The organism is Staphylococcus sp. TE8 (genome assembly GCF_000692055.1).
GTDB classification, from domain to species: domain Bacteria; phylum Bacillota; class Bacilli; order Staphylococcales; family Staphylococcaceae; genus Staphylococcus; species Staphylococcus capitis.
On sequence record NZ_JMGB01000004.1, the window covers coordinates 68928 to 88792 of the forward strand.

Annotated in this window: 17 protein-coding genes and 6 tRNA genes; 7 read left to right on the plus strand and 16 right to left on the minus strand. The window is 33.0% G+C overall.

All coding sequences use genetic code 11. From position 1 onward, the window contains the following. Positions 1–163: 163 nt before the first annotated feature. The 3 genes from CM54_RS11475 to CM54_RS11485 all read right to left on the minus strand — a co-directional run bounded on the left by CM54_RS11475 (position 164) and on the right by CM54_RS11485 (position 2514). Positions 164–394, minus strand: a complete 231-nt coding sequence (locus CM54_RS11475) for a hypothetical protein (RefSeq protein WP_002453738.1) — start codon at positions 392–394, stop codon at positions 164–166. Between the two features lie 62 nt (positions 395–456). Further along, positions 457–1395, minus strand: a complete 939-nt coding sequence (manA, locus tag CM54_RS11480) for a mannose-6-phosphate isomerase, class I (protein ID WP_037551312.1) — start codon at positions 1393–1395, stop codon at positions 457–459. Positions 1396–1860: 465 nt separating this feature from the next. Next, positions 1861–2514, minus strand: coding sequence for an NAD(P)-binding oxidoreductase (locus tag CM54_RS11485; protein ID WP_037551315.1), 654 nt, complete (start codon positions 2512–2514; stop codon positions 1861–1863). Positions 2515–2669: 155 nt separating this feature from the next. Between CM54_RS11485 and CM54_RS11490 the strand changes: the two genes are divergently transcribed. Beyond that, on the plus strand, positions 2670–2987 hold the full coding sequence (locus CM54_RS11490; RefSeq protein WP_030062749.1) for an ArsR/SmtB family transcription factor: 318 nt from the start codon (positions 2670–2672) through the stop codon (positions 2985–2987). A 1-nt stretch (position 2988) separates the two neighbouring features. Beyond that, on the plus strand, positions 2989–3969 hold the full coding sequence (gene czrB, locus CM54_RS11495; protein ID WP_002435767.1) for a CDF family zinc efflux transporter CzrB: 981 nt from the start codon (positions 2989–2991) through the stop codon (positions 3967–3969). A 57-nt stretch (positions 3970–4026) separates the two neighbouring features. Here the strand turns inward: czrB and CM54_RS11500 are convergent, their stop codons facing one another. Continuing rightward, entirely contained in the window at positions 4027–4758 is a 732-nt protein-coding gene (locus CM54_RS11500) for a metallophosphoesterase family protein (RefSeq protein ID WP_037551317.1), read from the minus strand. Positions 4759–4891: 133 nt separating this feature from the next. On the opposite strand from CM54_RS11500, the gene CM54_RS11505 reads away from it, so the two are divergent. Then, entirely contained in the window at positions 4892–6091 is a 1200-nt protein-coding gene (locus CM54_RS11505; RefSeq protein ID WP_037551320.1) for a hypothetical protein, read from the plus strand. A 65-nt stretch (positions 6092–6156) separates the two neighbouring features. Here CM54_RS11505 and CM54_RS11510 read toward each other — a convergent pair whose 3' ends face one another. Beyond that, positions 6157–7014, minus strand: a complete 858-nt coding sequence (locus tag CM54_RS11510; RefSeq protein WP_037551324.1) for a Cof-type HAD-IIB family hydrolase — start codon at positions 7012–7014, stop codon at positions 6157–6159. 273 nt (positions 7015–7287) lie between these two features. After that, positions 7288–9093 (minus strand): glutamine--fructose-6-phosphate transaminase (isomerizing), encoded by a 1806-nt coding sequence (glmS, locus tag CM54_RS11515; protein ID WP_037551327.1) that lies wholly within the window; start codon positions 9091–9093, stop codon positions 7288–7290. A gap of 670 nt (positions 9094–9763) precedes the next feature. Here glmS and CM54_RS11520 point away from each other — a divergent pair. The 4 genes from CM54_RS11520 to CM54_RS11535 are packed head-to-tail and all read left to right on the plus strand — an operon-like array spanning position 9764 to position 14950. Then, positions 9764–11332: a PTS mannitol transporter subunit IICB gene (locus CM54_RS11520; RefSeq protein ID WP_002435840.1), complete on the plus strand. Its 1569-nt coding sequence runs from the start codon at positions 9764–9766 to the stop codon at positions 11330–11332. Positions 11333–11364: 32 nt separating this feature from the next. Beyond that, positions 11365–13392: a BglG family transcription antiterminator gene (locus CM54_RS11525; protein ID WP_037551329.1), complete on the plus strand. Its 2028-nt coding sequence runs from the start codon at positions 11365–11367 to the stop codon at positions 13390–13392. A gap of 11 nt (positions 13393–13403) precedes the next feature. Beyond that, the gene (locus tag CM54_RS11530) at positions 13404–13838 is read left to right on the plus strand and encodes a PTS sugar transporter subunit IIA (protein WP_037551331.1); all 435 of its coding nucleotides are present in this window, start codon (positions 13404–13406) and stop codon (positions 13836–13838) included. Continuing rightward, a complete protein-coding gene (locus tag CM54_RS11535) occupies positions 13838–14950 on the plus strand; it encodes a mannitol-1-phosphate 5-dehydrogenase (protein WP_023351329.1) in 1113 nt (370 codons plus the stop codon). Before CM54_RS11530 ends, CM54_RS11535 begins: the two co-directional genes overlap by 1 nt. 87 nt (positions 14951–15037) lie before the next feature. On the opposite strand, the gene glmM is transcribed toward CM54_RS11535, so the two are convergent. The 10 genes from glmM to CM54_RS11585 all read right to left on the minus strand — a co-directional run bounded on the left by glmM (position 15038) and on the right by CM54_RS11585 (position 19828). Continuing rightward, the gene (gene glmM / locus CM54_RS11540; RefSeq protein ID WP_002435830.1) at positions 15038–16396 is read right to left on the minus strand and encodes a phosphoglucosamine mutase; all 1359 of its coding nucleotides are present in this window, start codon (positions 16394–16396) and stop codon (positions 15038–15040) included. Positions 16397–16423: 27 nt separating this feature from the next. Continuing rightward, positions 16424–17356: a CdaR family protein gene (locus CM54_RS11545; RefSeq protein ID WP_002453751.1), complete on the minus strand. Its 933-nt coding sequence runs from the start codon at positions 17354–17356 to the stop codon at positions 16424–16426. 1 nt (position 17357) lies between these two features. Beyond that, positions 17358–18164 (minus strand): diadenylate cyclase CdaA, encoded by an 807-nt coding sequence (gene cdaA, locus CM54_RS11550; protein ID WP_002435856.1) that lies wholly within the window; start codon positions 18162–18164, stop codon positions 17358–17360. A 136-nt stretch (positions 18165–18300) separates the two neighbouring features. Further along, positions 18301–19209, minus strand: a complete 909-nt coding sequence (gene rocF / locus CM54_RS11555) for an arginase (RefSeq protein WP_023351327.1) — start codon at positions 19207–19209, stop codon at positions 18301–18303. A 129-nt stretch (positions 19210–19338) separates the two neighbouring features. Continuing rightward, a tRNA-Lys gene (locus CM54_RS11560) sits at positions 19339–19411 on the minus strand. Between the two features lie 3 nt (positions 19412–19414). Then, a tRNA-Gln gene (locus CM54_RS11565) sits at positions 19415–19489 on the minus strand. Between the two features lie 6 nt (positions 19490–19495). Further along, positions 19496–19579: transfer RNA gene (locus CM54_RS11570), tRNA-Tyr, on the minus strand. Between the two features lie 18 nt (positions 19580–19597). Next, positions 19598–19673: transfer RNA gene (locus CM54_RS11575), tRNA-Val, on the minus strand. A 4-nt stretch (positions 19674–19677) separates the two neighbouring features. Further along, positions 19678–19752: transfer RNA gene (locus CM54_RS11580), tRNA-Glu, on the minus strand. Between the two features lies 1 nt (position 19753). Then, a tRNA-Asn gene (locus CM54_RS11585) sits at positions 19754–19828 on the minus strand. Positions 19829–19865: the final 37 nt, after the last annotated feature.

A 19865-nucleotide genomic window follows, 5' to 3' on the forward strand; every position in this document is an offset into this window, starting at 1 on the left:
TTTTATCATAATTTTTATCACACATTTTCAATATTCTCTAACAATTAGCTGTTTTTATCATTTTAAGAAAAAGAAGCTAAGACAACTCATCTGTCTTAGCTTCGAATAAAAAGTCATTAAAACTTTTGATAAACATTTACATAACCTATAATAAACAAATTTATTAATGAGGTGTAATCATGCTACCTAATAACGGAATGACGTTAATCATTACTCCACCTAATTTAAGCATAGCATTAATATCTTTATCTTTAATCGTAATCAAAGCACTAATAATACCTACAATTGCTACAACTCTCGGTAGAATTAATGTAGGGTAATGTGGCATATGTAAAAATATTCCAGCTCCTGAAATCATTCCACAAATGAGAGAAATATATAAAAATTGCTTCAAAACTAACGCTCCTTGTATGATTAATCTCTATATAATTACTAGCAATTTATTTTTAATCAAGCTTAAATATAACTAATTATAAGCGTAAAATCACCTTCGAATACGCTATCTAAATCTTCAGATGTTAAAACAAAATTAGTTCCCTTTTCAATCTCAAAAATTTCACCATCAATAATAATTTTACCATTACCTTCTAATACAGAAATTAAGCAAAATTCACGTGGCTTCATATAATTTAATGTACCTGAAATTTCCCATTTTACTATAGTAAAGAAGTCATTAGACACTACGTGGGTGCAATTGTGATTCTCTATCACTTCGTTCTGAGGTACAATATTTGGCAGTTCACTAGAGTACTCCATTACGTCTAATGCTTTAGAGACATTTAGTGTCCGTTGTTCATTGTTATTAAGTTTACGATCGTAGTCATATACTCTATATGATACATCAGATGACTGCATTGTCTCATATGCCATGATTCCAGCGCCTATAGAATGAATTGTGCCAGCAGGAATAAAATAAAAGTCTCCAGGTTTAACTTTAATCTTTCTTAAGTTTTCTTGGAACTTGCCTTCCTTTATTTGTTGTTCAAATTCTTCACGAGACGATGCTTTAGTGCCAATGGCAATTTCAGCATCTTCCTCCGCTTCGATAATGTACCAACATTCGGACTTGCCATATTGACCATTTTCATTTTCATAAGCATATGAATCATCAGGATGAACATGTATTGATAAAGGTGCCTCAGCATCAACAATTTTAGCCATTAAAGGGAAATCTTTACTTGGAAACTCGCCAAATAGTTCTCTATGGTCGTTCCAAACTTGATCTAGTGTCTGCCCCGCATAAGGTCCATTGAGAATTTCACTCTTACCATTCGGATGTGCGGATATTCCCCAACACTCACCTATATGCTCATTTGGAAGATGATATCCAAATTGTTGGAGTTTACTTCCACCCCAAACCTTTTCATGAAAAATAGGCTTTAAAAATAACGGCATCATTACACCTCCATTATCTTAAACGTCAACTTAATCTATCACTCTAAAGTTAACTTAAGTATACTTATCTCCTTAAAGACATTTTTTTTACTTTATTATAAGTAGTTTCTATATTTCTAAAGAGACAACAGTCAATTTAATAATTATGTATTGAGTTCCCTAATTTTAAGTTATATCCATTATTTTTCATTATCACTATTTATGATTGTACCACATTTCAAAATCTAAAGAAGTACCGAATTTTTTGAATAAAAATTATTATTTAAAAGCAAATAGAACAAATCATCTTTAATTCAATTTTAGTTTATCAAACGCTTCACTAAATAATTAAAATTTTGCATTATTATTAACAATATCAATCTTAAGTTAAATAAACCATTTTTCACTCTATAATTTAAAACAAATAACAGCCGAATCACCTAAAAGGTAACTCGACTGCTTTTGCTAATATCATTTTTATAACGATTATTCATATTTTTGTAACGCATCTTTAATTTCTTTATCGCCACTAAGAATTTGAAATTCTTGATTAGCAAATTTATCTGATGTAACTACTTCTTTAAGCACTGTTGCTACATCTTCTCGAGGAATAGACGCACGTTTATCAAAGTATAAATCTGCTTCAATTTTACCAGTACCTTGATCATCAGTAAGTCTTCCTGGATGCACAATTGTATAATTAAGACCAGAATTTCTTAAATAATCATCTGAATAGTGTTTAGCAATTGTATACGGTTTTAAATCGCCGGCAGAATCGAAAGCTTCTCTTCTTGAATCATAAGTTGAAACCATTACATAGTGCTTAATGTCCGCTTCTTTACTTGCTTCAATAGTTTTAACAGCACCGTCTAAATCAACTATAATTGTCTTATCATCGCCTGTACTGCCACCTGAACCTACTGAGAAAATAACTTTATCGTAATTGTTGAAGAGTTGGGTTAAATCTTTAACAGTGGCTTTTTCAACATCTACCAACGTTGCATCGACATCTTGGTCCTTTAATTCTTTCACTTGTTCCTCTTTACGAACACCTGCAGTAAAATCAATATTATCTGATTTTAATTGTTGTACTAATCTTGAACCTACGCCACCATTAGCACCGATTAATAAAATACTCATTCTTAACGTCCTCCCTTTTTAAAATCGTAATTGATGTTTACCACTCATTTTCAAAAAGTAAACCCAATAAAAATACGATTGACATCACTACCACAATAAATTATATTAATATATGAACAAATATTCATATAAAGAGGTGCTTCAAGGTGAATGACATTGATCAAAATAAACATACCGATGTAGATACTTTAAGCAAAGTCACTGAGATATTCAAAGCTTTAAGCGATCTCAACCGTTTACGTATTATGGAATTATTAGAATTTGGAGAAGCAAGTGTAGGACACATTTCACATACATTGAATATGTCTCAATCAAATGTGTCACATCAACTAAAGTTATTGAAAAGTACACACTTGGTTAAATCAAAGCGACAAGGTCAATCTATGATATATTCTTTAGACGACAAGCACGTATCTACATTACTCAAACAAGCCATTCATCATGCTAGTCATCCAAATGAAGGTGGAAGTTAATATGACAAATCACAATCATCAACATCATAGTCACAATCATGCACATGGTCATGTCCATACAAATAATAAGAAAGTACTTTTAATCTCTTTCTTTATTATAGGATTATTTATGTTAGTAGAAATCATCGGTGGATTTATTGCCAATAGCTTGGCCTTACTCTCTGATGGATTTCACATGTTAAGTGACACCATCTCACTTGGCGTAGCACTTATCGCATTTATATATGCGGAAAAGAATGCTACACAAACTAAAACCTATGGCTATAAACGCTTTGAAGTGCTCGCTGCTTTATTCAATGGCGTAACTTTATTTATTATCAGTCTTATGATTATTATCGAAGCTATTCGTAGATTTTTCGCCCCTCCAGAAGTGCAATCTCAAGAGATGTTTATTATAAGCTTAATTGGCTTAATCGTTAATATTGTAGTTGCAGCGTTAATGTTTAGAGGCGGTGATACATCTCATAATTTAAATATGCGTGGCGCCTTTCTCCATGTATTAGGTGATCTCTTTGGTTCAATTGGTGCAATCGTAGCAGCATTATTAATTTGGGCGTTTAACTTTACTCTTGCTGACCCTATCGCTAGTATTCTGGTGTCACTAATTATTTTAAAAAGTGCTTACGGTATAGCAAAATCTTCACTAAATATTTTAATGGAAGGTACACCTAGTGATGTAGACCTAGAAGCAGTGATATCTACAATCACTAAAGACGAACGCATTCAAAATGTACATGATTATCATGTTTGGACTATATCAAATGATATGAATGCACTCAGTTGTCACGCAGTTGTTTCAGAGCAATTAACAGTTAAAGAATGTGAAAATCTTTTAGAAACCATTGAACATGATTTATTGCATCAAAATGTTCAACACATGACAATACAACTTGAAACACCTAAACATAAACATGATGATTCAACATTATGTTCAGGTATTCATGAACACATACACACTCATACACATGCCAATAGTCATTAAAAATATCCTCAAGGGCAAGACACCTCCAATGTCTCATCCTTGAGGATATTCAATTATTTACATAAAGTTTTTAAAAATAAAGTCTCTTGCTGGTACTTGTTTTTCAGCAAAACCTTCTATAAATTCTTCTTCATCATAGTCTAGTTTTACACGTTCAACAGAAATGCCTTGTTCATTAATTGTAACAATACCATATACAGTATGAGCTCCGTTATTTAATCCCACTGCACCTGGATTAAAGTAAATTGTAGATTTATCATCAAATAAATGTAAACGATGATTGTGGCCAAATAATATTAAATCCGCGTCTTTATCTTCAAAAAGCTTAGAAATCTCTTGCTCATCATCACTAGCCATCGGTGAGAAAGGTTGCCCTTCAATTCCTACTTCTAATTTTTCATTAGGAATTTCATAATGAATAAATAAAACCTTTTTTCCTTTGATAGTCTTCTCAATGTATCGTGGTAATTGATTTAATTCATCATAATATGATTCATCGAGGTGGCTTTCTATCCATTGATGATGCTCATAAAATTTCCCTTTAAGATCTTCAGGATATTGTGTGTTATTAACTAGTGTCATGATTGCTTCATCATGGTTACCGGCAATCATTTCCATATCATCACGATCAAATACAGTATCTAAAACTTTGTTTGTCTCGTGTCCAATACCTATATTGTCGCCAAGATTATAAATTTTATCGATATCTTCTCTACTATCAATATCATCTAACACCTTTTCTAATGCATCATAATTACCATGGATATCAGTAATAACTGCAAATTTCATGATGATATCTCCTTTCAATGTGAATTTACTAGCATATTTTAACACTTCAATACCCTTTTATGTTAGATATTAATTTAAAAAAAATAAGATTTTTGATATTGTATTTATATTACGTTAAAGGAGTGCTTAAAATTTGTTTAGATATTATAAATCGGCATTTAAAAATGCTAAACCGCAACTACTCAAAGCTTTATTATTCGCTTTAATTAGTTTTGCAGTTTGTTTTATTGTTTATCGATTTGCATCAGCATTTATAGCTCAATTTTCTACTCAGATGCAAATGTTACAACAATTCGGACAATCCGTTTCATTAACAATGTACATCCCTATTATTATTATTTATCTTATTTTAGCTTTACTATTTATTTTCCTTGGATATCAGCTATTAGCAGGTGCTATTAATGTTATCCAAAAGGCTATGAAGCACGAAAAAATTAAATTTAGTGATTTATTCTTTGCCTTTAAAAAAGGCCGTTATGCAACATCTTTATTATTAGCATTAATCTCAGTTGTTGCTATTATGATTATGTTTATCATTGCATACTTACTAAAATTATTGTACAACGTCACTTTTATTCAATTGTACGCGTGGATACAACAATCAGTAAGTAATGTTGATCATTCAATTGCTATTTTAATTATTTCTCAAATTGTAATTATTTTACTAATGGGATTCATTACTTCAATCGTTTATTGGTTCTTCTTAATCTTCATGATTAATTACACAGTTGCATTTGCAGAAGATCCACATCGAAAAGCAATGAGTAATGTTAAAGAAGGATTTAATGGAATTAAGAATGGTAAGAAAACTTGGTTAAAATTCTTTATTGGTATTTTATTACTTAACCTAGTTGTTCTTATTACAGGTCAACCATTAATTACCCTATTTAGTTATTTAACTAGTCATATGTCACAATCAGTTGCTCAAATTCTTGCATACGTTGTGCTTATTTTAATCATTCTAATTAGAATTGTTATTTACTTTATCATTCTTATGGGTATCATTTATTACTTCATCACACGTGGTGATAAAATTGATAAACCTGGTAAGAAAGCTCGCAAAGGTAAGAAGAATGACAAAGATTCATTAGCTACATCTAAAGACGATAACAAAGGTAAAACATCTAACGTAAAAGAAAAAGTTCAAGATAAAGTGAACGACAATGACTCTAAAGGTGATAATCTTAAAGATAAAGCTGAAAATCAATTTAACAATCAAAAAGATAACGCTTCTAGTAAGGGTCAAGATTTAAAAGACAAAGCTTCTGAAAAGGTGTCTGACCATAAAGACGACATTACAGATAGAGCTAAAGACACTTTTGACAAGAAATAATAGTTATTAAATAAACTCGCAAGTAACCTATTATCGTTACTTGCGAGTTTTTAATGTTTATATATTTATTTGTCTAATAATCGTGATTTTAAGTATTTAGCCGCCCCATCTTCTTCATTTGTTTCCTCAGTCACTTCATCTGTGATATCTTTAATTTCTTGTCGTGCATTTTTCATTGCAACTGTATAATGCCCAAAGTCGAACATCGCACGATCATTATCACTATCTCCAATGACTAATGTTTCCTCTTGCTGAATACCAAAGTGTTCAATCATTTCTTTAATCCCCGTACCCTTATCGGTATTATACGCCATTGTTTCTGCATTATAACGAGACGAGTTAGAAACACTTATACTTAGCAAAACTTTATTCTGAATAAGTTCATCTCTGAATGTGGTAATTTTATCAAGATTTGGATTAAACAAATAGATTTTAGAATAATCTAAGTCCGGCAAATCGTCACGCCAATCAATTTTATCTTTCATAGCGTCTAGTCTTGAAGTCCATTCACTATGACTTACATTATTGGGTGGCGTTTCACCAGTAATCATGTCACGCATCCATTGATAATCTTCTTTTAAAACGATACGTTGTGCTCCAAAAGGAAATACTTCATAGTAGATATGTTGTTGTTGAGCTAATTTAACAATTTTTTTAACTTGTTCTAAAGATAAGCTGTGTTTAAACAAATTTTGATCCTCGATTTCACCAGTAGTACCATTAGAACTAATAATTCCATCAACTTTAAAACCTTCAGGTACGAGTTGATGTATCTCAGAATATGAACGACCTGTGGCTAGAAATACCTTAAAACCCTTTTCACGTAATTCATCTACCACATCCTTGGTATAGTTAGATGCTTTATTATTTTCATGTAAAATTGTTCCATCCATATCTAGGAATATTGCTTTAACGTTATTCATATTATCCTCCACTCGTTACTTTAATTACTTAAATAAATTGTGTCACTGTTTGATATAAAGTGCAACGACTTTAACTTTAATAAAGCGTTGATATCATATATATATAGCTTAGAAACCTTTACCTTTTGTAGAATTAACGAAGATGCATTTCAATTTAAAATACAACATTGATATTGTGAGCTACCGCGACGATATTTTTCGGAATATTCTGTTAAAAATGTTTTTAAAAAAACCAGCAAGGTTTCCCTTAACTGGTTTTAAAAACTAGTTCAATTATTCAACTGTAACTGATTTAGCTAAGTTACGTGGTTTATCAACGTCTAAGTCTCTGTGCAATGCAGCATAATAAGAAATTAATTGCATAGTAACAACAGAAACTAATGGTGTTAATAACTCATGTACATGAGGGATAACATACGTATCACCATCTTTATCTAAGCCTTCCATTGAAATGATACAAGGATTAGCACCACGAGCTACAACTTCTTTAATATTACCACGGATAGATAAGTTAACATTCTCTTGAGTTGCTAAACCGATAACTGGCGTACCCTCTTCGATAAGTGCAATTGTACCGTGCTTCAATTCACCACCAGCAAATCCTTCAGCCTGAATATAAGAGATTTCTTTGAGTTTTAATGCACCTTCTAAACTTACATTATAATCAATTGTACGTCCTATAAAGAATGCATTACGAGTTGTTTCTAAGAAATTAGTAGCAATTTCTTCCATTACTGGTGCATCATCAACGATAGTTTCAATAGCAGTTGTTACTTTAGCTAATTCTCTTAATAAGTCGATATCAGCTTCACGACCGTGATTTTTAGCTACGATTTGTGAAAGTATTGATAATACTGCAATTTGAGCTGTATATGCTTTTGTAGATGCTACAGCAATCTCAGGACCTGCATGTAAGAGTAATGTATGATCCGCTTCACGAGATAACGTTGAACCAGCAACATTAGTAATAGTTAATGATTTATGACCTAATTTTTTCGTTTCAACTAGTACGGCACGACTGTCTGCTGTTTCACCTGATTGTGAAATATAGATGAATAATGGTTTTTCAGATAATAAAGGCATATTGTAAACAAATTCTGAAGCAACGTGTACTTCTGTTGGTACTCCTGCCCATTTTTCGATGAACTCTTTCCCTACTAAACCGGCATGATAACTTGTACCTGCTGCAATGATGTAAATACGATCTGCATCTGCGACATCTTTGATAATGTCTTTATCAATTTTCAAGTTACCCTCTTCATCTTGATATTCTTGGATAATGCGACGCATAACTGCTGGTTGTTCATGAATTTCTTTCAACATATAGTGATCATAAACACCTTTTTCAGCATCTGAAGCATCGATTTCAGCAGTATAAGATTCACGTTCTTGAACATTACCTTCAGTGTCTTTGATTACCACATCATCGCGTTTAACAATTACGATTTCATGGTCATGAATCTCCTTATATTGATTAGTAGCTTGTAACATTGCTAATGCATCTGAAGCGATAACATTGAAACCTTCACCCACGCCAACAAGCAATGGAGATTTGTTTTTAGCTACATAAATCGTATCTTTATCTTGCTCATCCAATAAACCTAAAGCATATGAACCATGTAATAAAGTTACAACTTTAGTAAAGGCCTCTTCTGTTGAAAGTCCTTCATTTGAAAAGTGTTCGATTAACTGAACAATCACTTCTGTATCAGTTTCAGAAAGGAATTTAATATCTGATAGGTACTCAGCTTTCAACTCCTCATAGTTTTCAATCACACCATTATGTACTAATGTGAAACGACCTGTTGCTGATTGATGAGGATGAGAGTTTTCATAGTTTGGTACACCATGAGTTGCCCAACGTGTATGACCAATACCTACTGTTCCATCTTGATCACTGTTATCTGCGACTTTACGTAGTTCAGCAATTCTACCTTTTTCTTTAAATACTTTAGTCCCTTGATCATTAACTACAGCAACACCTGCTGAATCATAACCACGATATTCTAATTTTTCTAAACCTTTTAAAAGTAATTCCTTAGCATTGTCGTATCCAATATAACCAACAATTCCACACATAATCTATTTCCTCCAAAATGAGGGATAGCAAGAGCAATATGATTTGTTATTTTAATTTATATTAATAACCTTCTACCATATCAATGATGTCATACGAGGACATCAAGAAATAAGCGTGTGTAATTGATCATTTTAACACGCTACTCTACGCTTCCCTTAGTAGTATTTTATTTCGGCGATCTTATTAACTTTGTCCACTAAGTTGCCCTAGTGTTTTACTTAATAAGCTAACGAATGAGCCACATCCGGGATAGCATCCGCCGATCTATTCGATCACTATCCTCCTCGTCTACAAAAGCTACATTATTCTCTATAAAAGTTCTCATAATTAACTTTTAATTTTCAACAATAATATAGTCATTTGCACAGGCGCTATAACTATTTATTCACTTTCTTTCCTCCTTTCCATTAATCATTATTGTACACTGACGATGATTTATTTTGCAAATGATTTAACAATACTTCCTAAAATAAGTTAAAAAACTTATTTTTTTAACCTTTGAAAAAACTTATTAATATAAACTAATTCAAAGTTCTACTATATATAATAGTTAGACTTAATCTTGTCACAAATATCATGACAAACTCAATTTTTGTTTATATTGAGAGAAACTAACTACAAGATTTAAACTAAATATAGTCACATACTAATTAAAAAAGAGGTGTAGAGATGTCACAAACTCAAGAGAAAAAAGGAGTCGGTCGTAAAGTCCAAGCGTTTGGATCATTCTTAAGCAGTATGATTATGCCTAACATTGGTGCATTTATCGCATGGGGTTTTATTGCCGCAATCTTCATTGATAATGGTTGGTTCCCTAACAAAGATTTATCTCAATTAGCTGGACCGATGATTACGTACTTAATTCCATTACTCATCGCATTTAGCGGTGGGCGTTTAATTCATGGTTTACGTGGTGGTATTATTGCAGCTACAGCAACTATGGGGGTTATTGTAGCTTTACCTGAAACACCAATGTTACTTGGTGCCATGATTATGGGGCCACTTGTTGGTTGGTTAATGAAAAAAGTAGACCAATTCGTGCAACCTAGAACACCACAAGGTTTTGAAATGTTATTCAATAACTTTTCTGCAGGTATCTTAGGTTTTATTATGACAATTATTGGTTTTGAAATTTTAGCTCCAATCATGAAATTCATCATGCACATCTTGTCTGTAGCTGTTGAATTCTTAGTTCACCTTCATTTACTACCTATAGTAAGTATTATTGTTGAACCAGCTAAAATTTTATTCCTAAATAACGCGATTAACCATGGTGTATTTACACCACTTGGTACCGACCAAGCAGCACATGCTGGTCAATCTATCTTATTTACTATTGAATCTAACCCTGGACCTGGTCTAGGTATTTTATTGGCCTATATGATTTTCGGAAAAGGAACTGCTAAAGCAACTTCATATGGTGCAGGTATTATCCACTTCCTAGGTGGTATTCATGAAATTTACTTCCCATATGTTTTAATGCGTCCATTACTATTTATTGCAGTTATTTTAGGTGGTATGACGGGCGTTGCAACTTATCAAGCTACTGGCTTCGGTTTCAAAAGTCCAGCGTCCCCAGGTTCATTTATCGTTTACTGCTTAAACGCACCTAGAGGCGAATTCTTACACATGTTACTTGGTGTAGTACTTGCTACATTAGTATCATTTGTCATCGCGGCACTTATCATGAAATTCACTAAAGAACCTAAACAAGATTTAGAATCTGCTACAGCTCAAATGGAAGCGACGAAAGGTAAAAAATCTAACGTTTCATCTAAACTAACGCATTCTGATAAAGAAGCAACTCGTTCAAATGTACAGAATGCGAGTGCAGCCGGAACAACAGGTGTTACTACGTCTTCTACAGAAAATGAGAAAGAAAATGATGAAGATAATACTGAACAACTTTTAGATAATTACAATACTGAAAATGTTGATGCACACGATTATAGCGGTGTAAATCATGTTATATTCGCATGTGATGCGGGTATGGGTTCAAGTGCTATGGGTGCAAGTATGCTACGTAATAAATTTAAGAAAGCTGGTATTACTGACGTCAATGTGACTAATACAGCTATTAATCAATTACCTCATGATGCACAACTTGTAATCACGCAAAAAACGCTAACAGATCGTGCCATTAAACAAGTTCCAAATGCTATTCATATTTCAGTGGATAACTTCTTAAATTCACCAAGATATGAAGAGTTATTAAATAATTTAAAGCACGAAGATTAACTTAATTATTTTCAAAAATGGAGGATACCGCCATGTTACTGAGTACACGTGAAAAAGAGATTATTGAAATATTAATCAAGTATCACGGCCAATATGTCACTATATACGACATCGCTCAACAACTAGCGGTGTCCTCTCGTACTATTCATAGAGAGTTAAAACAAATTGAATCGTACTTAAGTACATTTTCAATACAATTAGAGCGAGCCAATAAAAAGGGTATACGATTGTCTGGAGAAGCTAACAATATTAGACGATTGAAGGAAGCAGTTACAACTCAACAAACATTAGATTTATCAATTGAAGAACAAAAAGTAATCATTCTTTATGCTCTTATACAAACTAAACACGCAATAAAACAATTTAGTTTAGCACACGAAATTGGTGTTTCAATTCAAGCTCTAGCTAAACTTTTAGATGATTTAGAAGAAGAATTATTATCTTATCAACTGTCACTTTCAAGAAAACGTGGCGAAGGTGTCTACTTAAAGGGTCCTGAGTCTAAAAAAAGAGAATTTCTTAGTCAACTTATGGTAAATAACTTAAATAGTACAAGCGTTTATTCTATAATTGAAAATCACTTTGTTTACCAATCTTTGAATCATTCTCAACAATCTCTCGTAGATTTAGATAGAATATTTAAAATTGAACGTATATTGATGGACTATTTAGGTCAACTGCCCTATACCCTAACAGAATCTAGTTATTTAACTTTGACGATTCACATTGTGTTAAGTATTACACGTATGCAAAATGGTGAATACGTCTCACTAAATAAAGATATATATGAAACAGTTAAAGATACCTTCGAGCATGAAGTTGCAACAGAAATTGCTAAACGTCTTGAAGAAATATATAACGTTGAGTTTAACCAAGCTGAAATCACTTTTATAACAATTCATTTGCGTGGTGCTAAACGTAAAGGTACAAAGGATTCTAATTCTGAGGAAGATAATAGTAGTAAAAAGATTCGTCAATTTGTTAATACAGTTACACGAATATCAGGACAACATTTTAACGATAAGGAAAACTTAATCGAGGGGTTAACATTGCATATTAATCCTGCAATTAATCGTTTGAAATCTAACATTGAAACCTACAATCCTTTAACTGAAATGATTAAATTTAAATATCCACGTCTTTTTGAAACGATTCATAAAGCATTGCATATGGTGTGGTCTGATTTAATTTTTCCTGAAAGTGAGATTGCTTTTATAGTGCTTCACTTTGGTGGATCCATTAAAAATCAGGGAAATCGCTTTTTAAATATCCTAGTCGTATGTAGCAGTGGCATTGGAACAAGTCGTTTATTAGCCAATCGTCTTGAGCAAGTCTTTAGTGAAATTGAAAGAATTACTCAAGCTTCTGTAAGCGACTTGAATGTATTAGATTTAAATAACTACGACGGAATTATTTCGACTGTAAATTTAGATATCGAAGCCCCATTTCTAATTGTTAATCCATTATTACCAGAACATGAAGTGTCTTATGTAGCTTCTTTTCTAAGTACGAATTCAAATCAAACTCTTCTAGCTGAAAATGATAACTCAAATACCTTTACAAATCCTGAAGAAACAATTCAAGATATGCGCATAGGTTTAGAGGTATTAGATTCAGTGAAAATAGAATATAAATTAGTAGATAATTGGAAGCAATATTTAGAAACTTACTTATTAAATGAAAATATAATTGAGGACAGGCAATCATTCGCTGATTTACTGCAATCAAAGTTTGAACAAAATCCTAATTGGGTGTTACATCCTTATCCGGTAGCAATCCCACATTTAAAAGATAACATGTTCAAAAAACCTTCCATACTTATTACTATTTTGGAAGAACCGATACAATTGCAACGTAATCAAAATGATTTAAATTCAGTTCATTATTTGATAAGTATGTTTATTCCAGATAATCAAAAAATGGCTCAATTCGTAAGTGCCCTCTCAGAGGCGGTAAGCGAGCATTTGAATGACATCGAAGAATTTATGCAAAATCCATATGAATTTAAAACTATTTTAAGAAACAAATTATTAAATCAAATAAAAAATCAATTACAATAGGAGTGTTTTAAATGAGTGAATTATTTAGTAATGACAATATCTTTTTAAATGTATCAGCATCTGATCAAAATGATGCAATCGAAAAAGCAGGACAAGTTTTAGTTGATAGTGGTGCTGTAACACCAAACTATATCGAAGCTATGAAAGACCGTGAAAACGTAGTATCAACTTTCATGGGTAATGCATTAGCAATTCCTCACGGCACTGAAGAAGCTAAAGGTAATGTGATTCGTTCAGGTTTAAGCTTATTACAAATTTCTGAAGGTGTTGACTGGAATGGCGAAGAAGTAAAAGTCGTAGTTGGCATTGCAGGTAAAGATGGCGATCATTTAGATTTACTCTCTAAAATTGCAATTACTTTTAGTGAAGAAGAAAATGTTGATCGCATCGTAAATGCTACATCTGCAGATGAAATTAAACAAGTATTCGAGGAGGCTGACGCATAATGAAAGCAGTTCATTTTGGTGCCGGCAATATCGGCAGAGGTTTTATCGGATATATATTAGCTGACAATAACATTAAAGTTACCTTTGCAGATGTAAATGAAGATATAATTAATGCACTGGATAGTGAACATCAATACGATGTTATTTTAGCTGATGAAGCTAAAACAACAACTCGAGTGAATAATGTAGATGCTATTAATTCAGCTAAACCCTCAGATCAACTTAAAGAAGCAATACTTGAAGCAGATTTAATCACAACGGCTGTTGGAGTAAATATTTTACCAATTATTGCTAAATCATTTGCTCCATATTTAAAAGAAAAGAAAAATCATGTAAATATTGTTGCTTGTGAAAATGCAATTATGGCCACAGATACTTTGAAAAAAGCCATTCTGGATATTACTGGGCCATTAGCTGACAATATCCATTTTGCAAATTCAGCAGTGGATAGAATTGTGCCATTACAAAAAAATGAAAATATATTAGACGTCATGGTAGAACCTTTCTTTGAATGGGTTATCGAAAAAGATGCTTGGTACGGTGAAGAATTAGAACATATTAAATATGTAGATGACTTAACACCATATATAGAAAGAAAATTGCTAACAGTTAATACAGGACATGCATTTTTAGCTTACGCTGGTCATTTTGAAAATAAAGCTACTATTTTAGATTCTATCGAAGATAAACAAATAGAAGCAGGCCTTCGCCAAGCTCTTAGTGAAACGAGTCAATATATCACAGATCAATTTGATTTCTCTAAAAATGAACAAAAGCAATACGTTGAGAAAATTATTGATCGTTTCAACAATCCTAACCTATCTGATGAAGTTACACGAGTTGGTCGAGGAACAATACGTAAAATAGGTCCTAAAGATCGTATTATTAAACCATTAACTTATTTATATAATAAAGGTTTAGAACGTGAAGGTTTAGTTAAAGCAGCTGCTCTTCTTCTTGCATACGATGACAATGCTGATCAAGAAACAGTAGAAAAAAATAATTATATTAAAGAACATGGTGCTAAGGCCTTCTTAAAAACATATGCCAAAGTTGACGATCAATTAGCTGATGAAATTGTTAAAGAACTAGAATTATTACAGAAAAAGTAAATGATATAAAAAACACCTTCGAAAGAAGAAAGATTCTTTCGAAGGTGTTTTAATTTATTAATAAGGAATATAAGAATAACTTATACGTTACGCATTATCTAATCCCATTTTATCTTGAACAACATCTGCAATCTCTTGAGCAAAACGTTGAGCGTCTTCATTAGTGGCTGCTTCCACCATAACTCTTACTAAAGGTTCTGTACCTGAAGGGCGAACTAAAATTCTACCTTCCCCATTCATTTCAGTTTCAACTTTAGTCATCACTTCTTGTACATGAATATTCTCTTCTACTCGATATTTATCAGTTACTTTAACATTGATAAGAGATTGAGGATATTTTTTCATTTGTGATGCTAATTCACTTAGTGATTTACCACTCATTTTAATTACAGAAGCAAGTTGAACACCTGTAAGTAATCCATCACCCGTTGTATTATAATCCATCATCACAATATGACCAGATTGCTCGCCACCAAGATTGTAGTTACCTCTTCTCATTTCTTCGACAACGTAACGATCTCCTACTTTTGTTTTGTTAGATTGAATACCTTCATTTTCTAATGCTTTATAAAAACCGAGATTACTCATAACTGTTGAGACAATCATATCATTGTTTAATTCATGGTTTTTATGCATTTCCTGACCAATTATAAACATGATTTGGTCTCCATCAACAATTTGACCATTTTCATCTACAGCAATAATTCTATCTCCATCGCCATCAAAGGCTAAACCAAAATCACTTTCAGTCTCTAAGACAGTTTCCGCTAATTTCTCAGGATGTGTAGAACCACATTGTTCATTAATGTTATATCCATCCGGATTACATCCAATTGTTTCAGTATCAGCTTCTAAATCACCAAATAAGAACGGTGCTAGTGATGATGTAGAACCATTAGCACCATCTAAAGCAATTTTAAGTCCTTCAAAATTAACATCTACAGTTGATTTTAAATAGCTTAGATATTTTTGAGCACCTTCAAAATAATCTGAGTAATGTACAATGTCTTCACCGATAGGACGTGGTAATTCAGGATTATCTTGATCTAACAATTCTTCGATTTCATTTTCTTGATCATCAGATAATTTAAAACCATCTGAACCAAAGAATTTTATGCCGTTATCTGCAACTGGGTTGTGAGAAGCTGAAATCATAACACCTAAAGCAGCTTCCATTTCTTTAGTTAAATAAGCTACACCTGGTGTTGAAATAATACCTAAACGCATGACTTCAGCGCCAATAGAGATAAGACCTGCGATTAAGGCTGATTCAAGCATTTCACCTGAAACACGCGTATCTCTACCCACTAGTACTTTTGGATGCTTCTCCCCTTTATTATGTGCTAAAACATATCCACCATATCTACCCAATTTAAAAGCTAATTCAGGTGTAAGCTCTTGGTTGGCAATGCCTCGAACACCATCAGTACCAAAATATTTTCCCATTTTTAAACTCTCCTTTATATCTAACAATTATTTAACGTTTATATATGCTTTCGTTTCCTTAGGATTTACTTTTGCAACATTGTCTGGCAAGTCAAATTTTACTGTTTTCTCAGTTGATTCTGATACGCCATCTAAATCAACTTCAGCTGTTACTTCATTGATGCTTTGTAAATCGTCTCTACTACCGTAAATCTCAACTTCTTTATCGTTTAATTTGATATTATCTAATTCTCTATCATTATCTAGTTTACCCGTTGATTTAGTACGAACTTTTACTTTTTTACTATAAGGTTCAACTGCAACTTTTAAATCTACTTCACTAGGATTAATTGAGACATTTAATTTATTTAATTCTTTATCAAATGCATTGACTTCAGCTACATCATTTGTATCTTTAGAAATTTTACTAGCCTTTTTAAATGTAGCTTTTAAATAAGCAATTTTTTTAAGCTGTTGCTCCCCACCTGTCACTTTAACAGTTTCAGGAGAAATGCTTTGTTTACTTACTTTATACTTTGCATCAATATCACTTTGACTTACATCAGGTTGAACATGCATTTTTTTAGTAATCTTTTTCTCTAGATGAACATCTGCGCTTTTAGGTTTTACACTGTAGCTTACATCGTCATCTATACCTTTAACCTGAAATTTCTTGTGATACTCTCCAGCTTTTTTATCGGATAAATCAATTGTTACTTTAAGGTCTTCTGGATTTTCAATTTTAATTAACTTTGATTGGGGGCCTGATAAATTAACATCGACATTATCAGGCGCTTTCGTAACATGTAAATCTTTATTATTGTAAATTACATCTACAGGTACATCCTGAATTGTTTTAGTGGATTTCTGTGATATATCGTCTGTATTAAACACATTTCCAAATACATTATTAACTGATAAAAAGAAAAATATAGCTAGGATTAATGCTACAAATCTTAATCCCCACTTACTTTCTAACATTTTAATTCACACCTTTCTTTTGAAAGTGTGCGCCAAACCAATGTTCAGCAAGTAATTCTTCGAAAACTTCATTAGATATATCTCTTCTAAGTTTACCATCAAAAGTTACAGATATATCTCCAGTTTCTTCTGAAACTACAACTGTGAAAGCATCAGATACCTCTGAAATCCCAACTGCTGCTCTATGTCTTGTTCCTAAACTTTTAGATATTTTAACACTGTCTGATAAAGGTAAATAACTCGCTGCTACAGCTATTTTACTACCTTGAATAATCATCGCACCATCATGTAATGGTGTGTTTGGAATAAAGACGTTTGTCAATAACTCTTGAGAAATATCTGAGTTCATTGGAATACCAGTTTCTATGTAGTCTTGTAATCCTGTTTCTTTTTCAAAAACAATAAGTGCACCTATTCGTCTTTTAGCCATATACTGAACAGCTTTAGAAACAGATTGTATTAATTTCTCTTCATCACGACTATAAGTGTTGGTATAACGTTTTAAAAAGCTACCTCTACCTAATTGTTCTAATGCACGTCGTATTTCAGGTTGGAAAATAACAATTAGTGCAAGTACTCCCCACTGAATAACGATATCAAATAATTTAGAGGTTGCTGTTAAATTAAGCATCTTACTGACTTGTTGGCCGATAACAATTACGACAATCCCTTTTAGTAATTGAATCGCTTTAGTGCCTTTAAAAACTGTTATGAGAAGATAAAGTACATACCAAACAATCAGTAAATCAAGTACACTAGTAATAATTTTTAATGTACTAAGATTTTGAAAAAAGTTGGAAAAATCCATAACATCTCCTCCGGGTAATATTTTTCCATATTAATTATTATACCAATCATTGTTAATAGTGTCATATGAACAAAGACTAAAAAATAAAAAAACTTACACAGTATATACCATGTAAGTCGTGCTTTCACAATTTTATTTATAGAAGTGTTTCACCAAAGAAAGTACCTAATAGCGCAACAGCTTGTTCAGCAGTATGATTCGAATTGTCAATAAGAGGATTAACCTCAACTATATCCATTGAAGTAACTAATTTTGATTCATTTAACAATTCGAGTGCAAAGTGACTTTCCCTATAGCTCAAACCACCCATTACTCTTGTACCCGTTCCAGGAGTTTCAGCGGGATCTAAAGCATCAACGTCTAGTGAGAAATGAAGGCCATCAATATTTCTAGATTTTAGATACTCAAGAGATCTTTCAATCACCTCTTGTATTCCGAACCGGTCGATATCCGCCATAGTAAAAGTTTTAATATTCTTATCCTTTATGTATTTCCTTTCACCTTCATCTAAATCCCTCATACCAATTAATACGATATTTTCAGGTTTAACTTTAGGCGTAAAATCATTTATATTGACAAGTTCATCTGGTCCATCACCTGCTAATATTCTTAAAGGCATACCGTGAACATTACCAGAAGGAGATTCTTCAGGTACATTTAAGTCACCATGAGCATCGTACCAAATGACACCTAGATTTTCGTAATGTTGACTAATACCTGAAATCGAACCAACAGCTATTGAATGATCGCCACCAAGTGTAAGTGGAAAGTTTCCTTTCTCTACTATTTCTGATGTAGCTTTGCTAAGATTTTCAGAAACAGTTACTATTTCATCATAGTTCCTTAACCCTTCTTGATCAGAGTTAAATTTCTCTACATCTAATGTTGGTACTTCTATATTACCTTTATCTATAACATCAAGTCCCATTTTTTTAAGACGTGACAATAATCCTGCATAACGAATTGCATCTGGTCCTAAGTTTACACCAAGTTTCTTTTGACCGAATGTGGAAGGTGCACCAATAATTTCAATACGTTGATTCATGACAATACCCCTTTCATTTACATAGATTCAGAATAATGTATACGCTTGCATTTTTCAAGAAGTATTGTAGTTATATTTATTTAAATCAAATAATAAAAAAACACCTTCATTATTGAAGGTGTTTAAAAGTGAGCCATAGAGGATTCGAACCTCTGACCCTCTGATTAAAAGTCAGATGCTCTACCAACTGAGCTAATGGCTCTAATGGCTGGGCTAGCTGGATTCGAACCAGCGCGTGACGGAGTCAAAGTCCGTTGCCTTACCGCTTGGCTATAGCCCAATGAGATGGTGGAGGGGGGCAGATTCGAACTGCCGAACCCGAAGGAGCGGATTTACAGTCCGCCGCGTTTAGCCACTTCGCTACCCCTCCGGCATATTCACTTAAAAATGGTGGAGAATGACGGGTTCGAACCGCCGACCCTCTGCTTGTAAGGCAGATGCTCTCCCAACTGAGCTAATTCTCCAAAATGGTGACTCCTACGGGACTCGAACCCGTGTTACCGCCGTGAAAGGGCGGTGTCTTAACCGCTTGACCAAGGAGTCCTGGCTCCGCAGGTAGGATTCGAACCTACGACCGATCGGTTAACAGCCGATAGCTCTACCACTGAGCTACTGCGGATTAATGATATTGCCTGGCAACGTCCTACTCTAGCGGA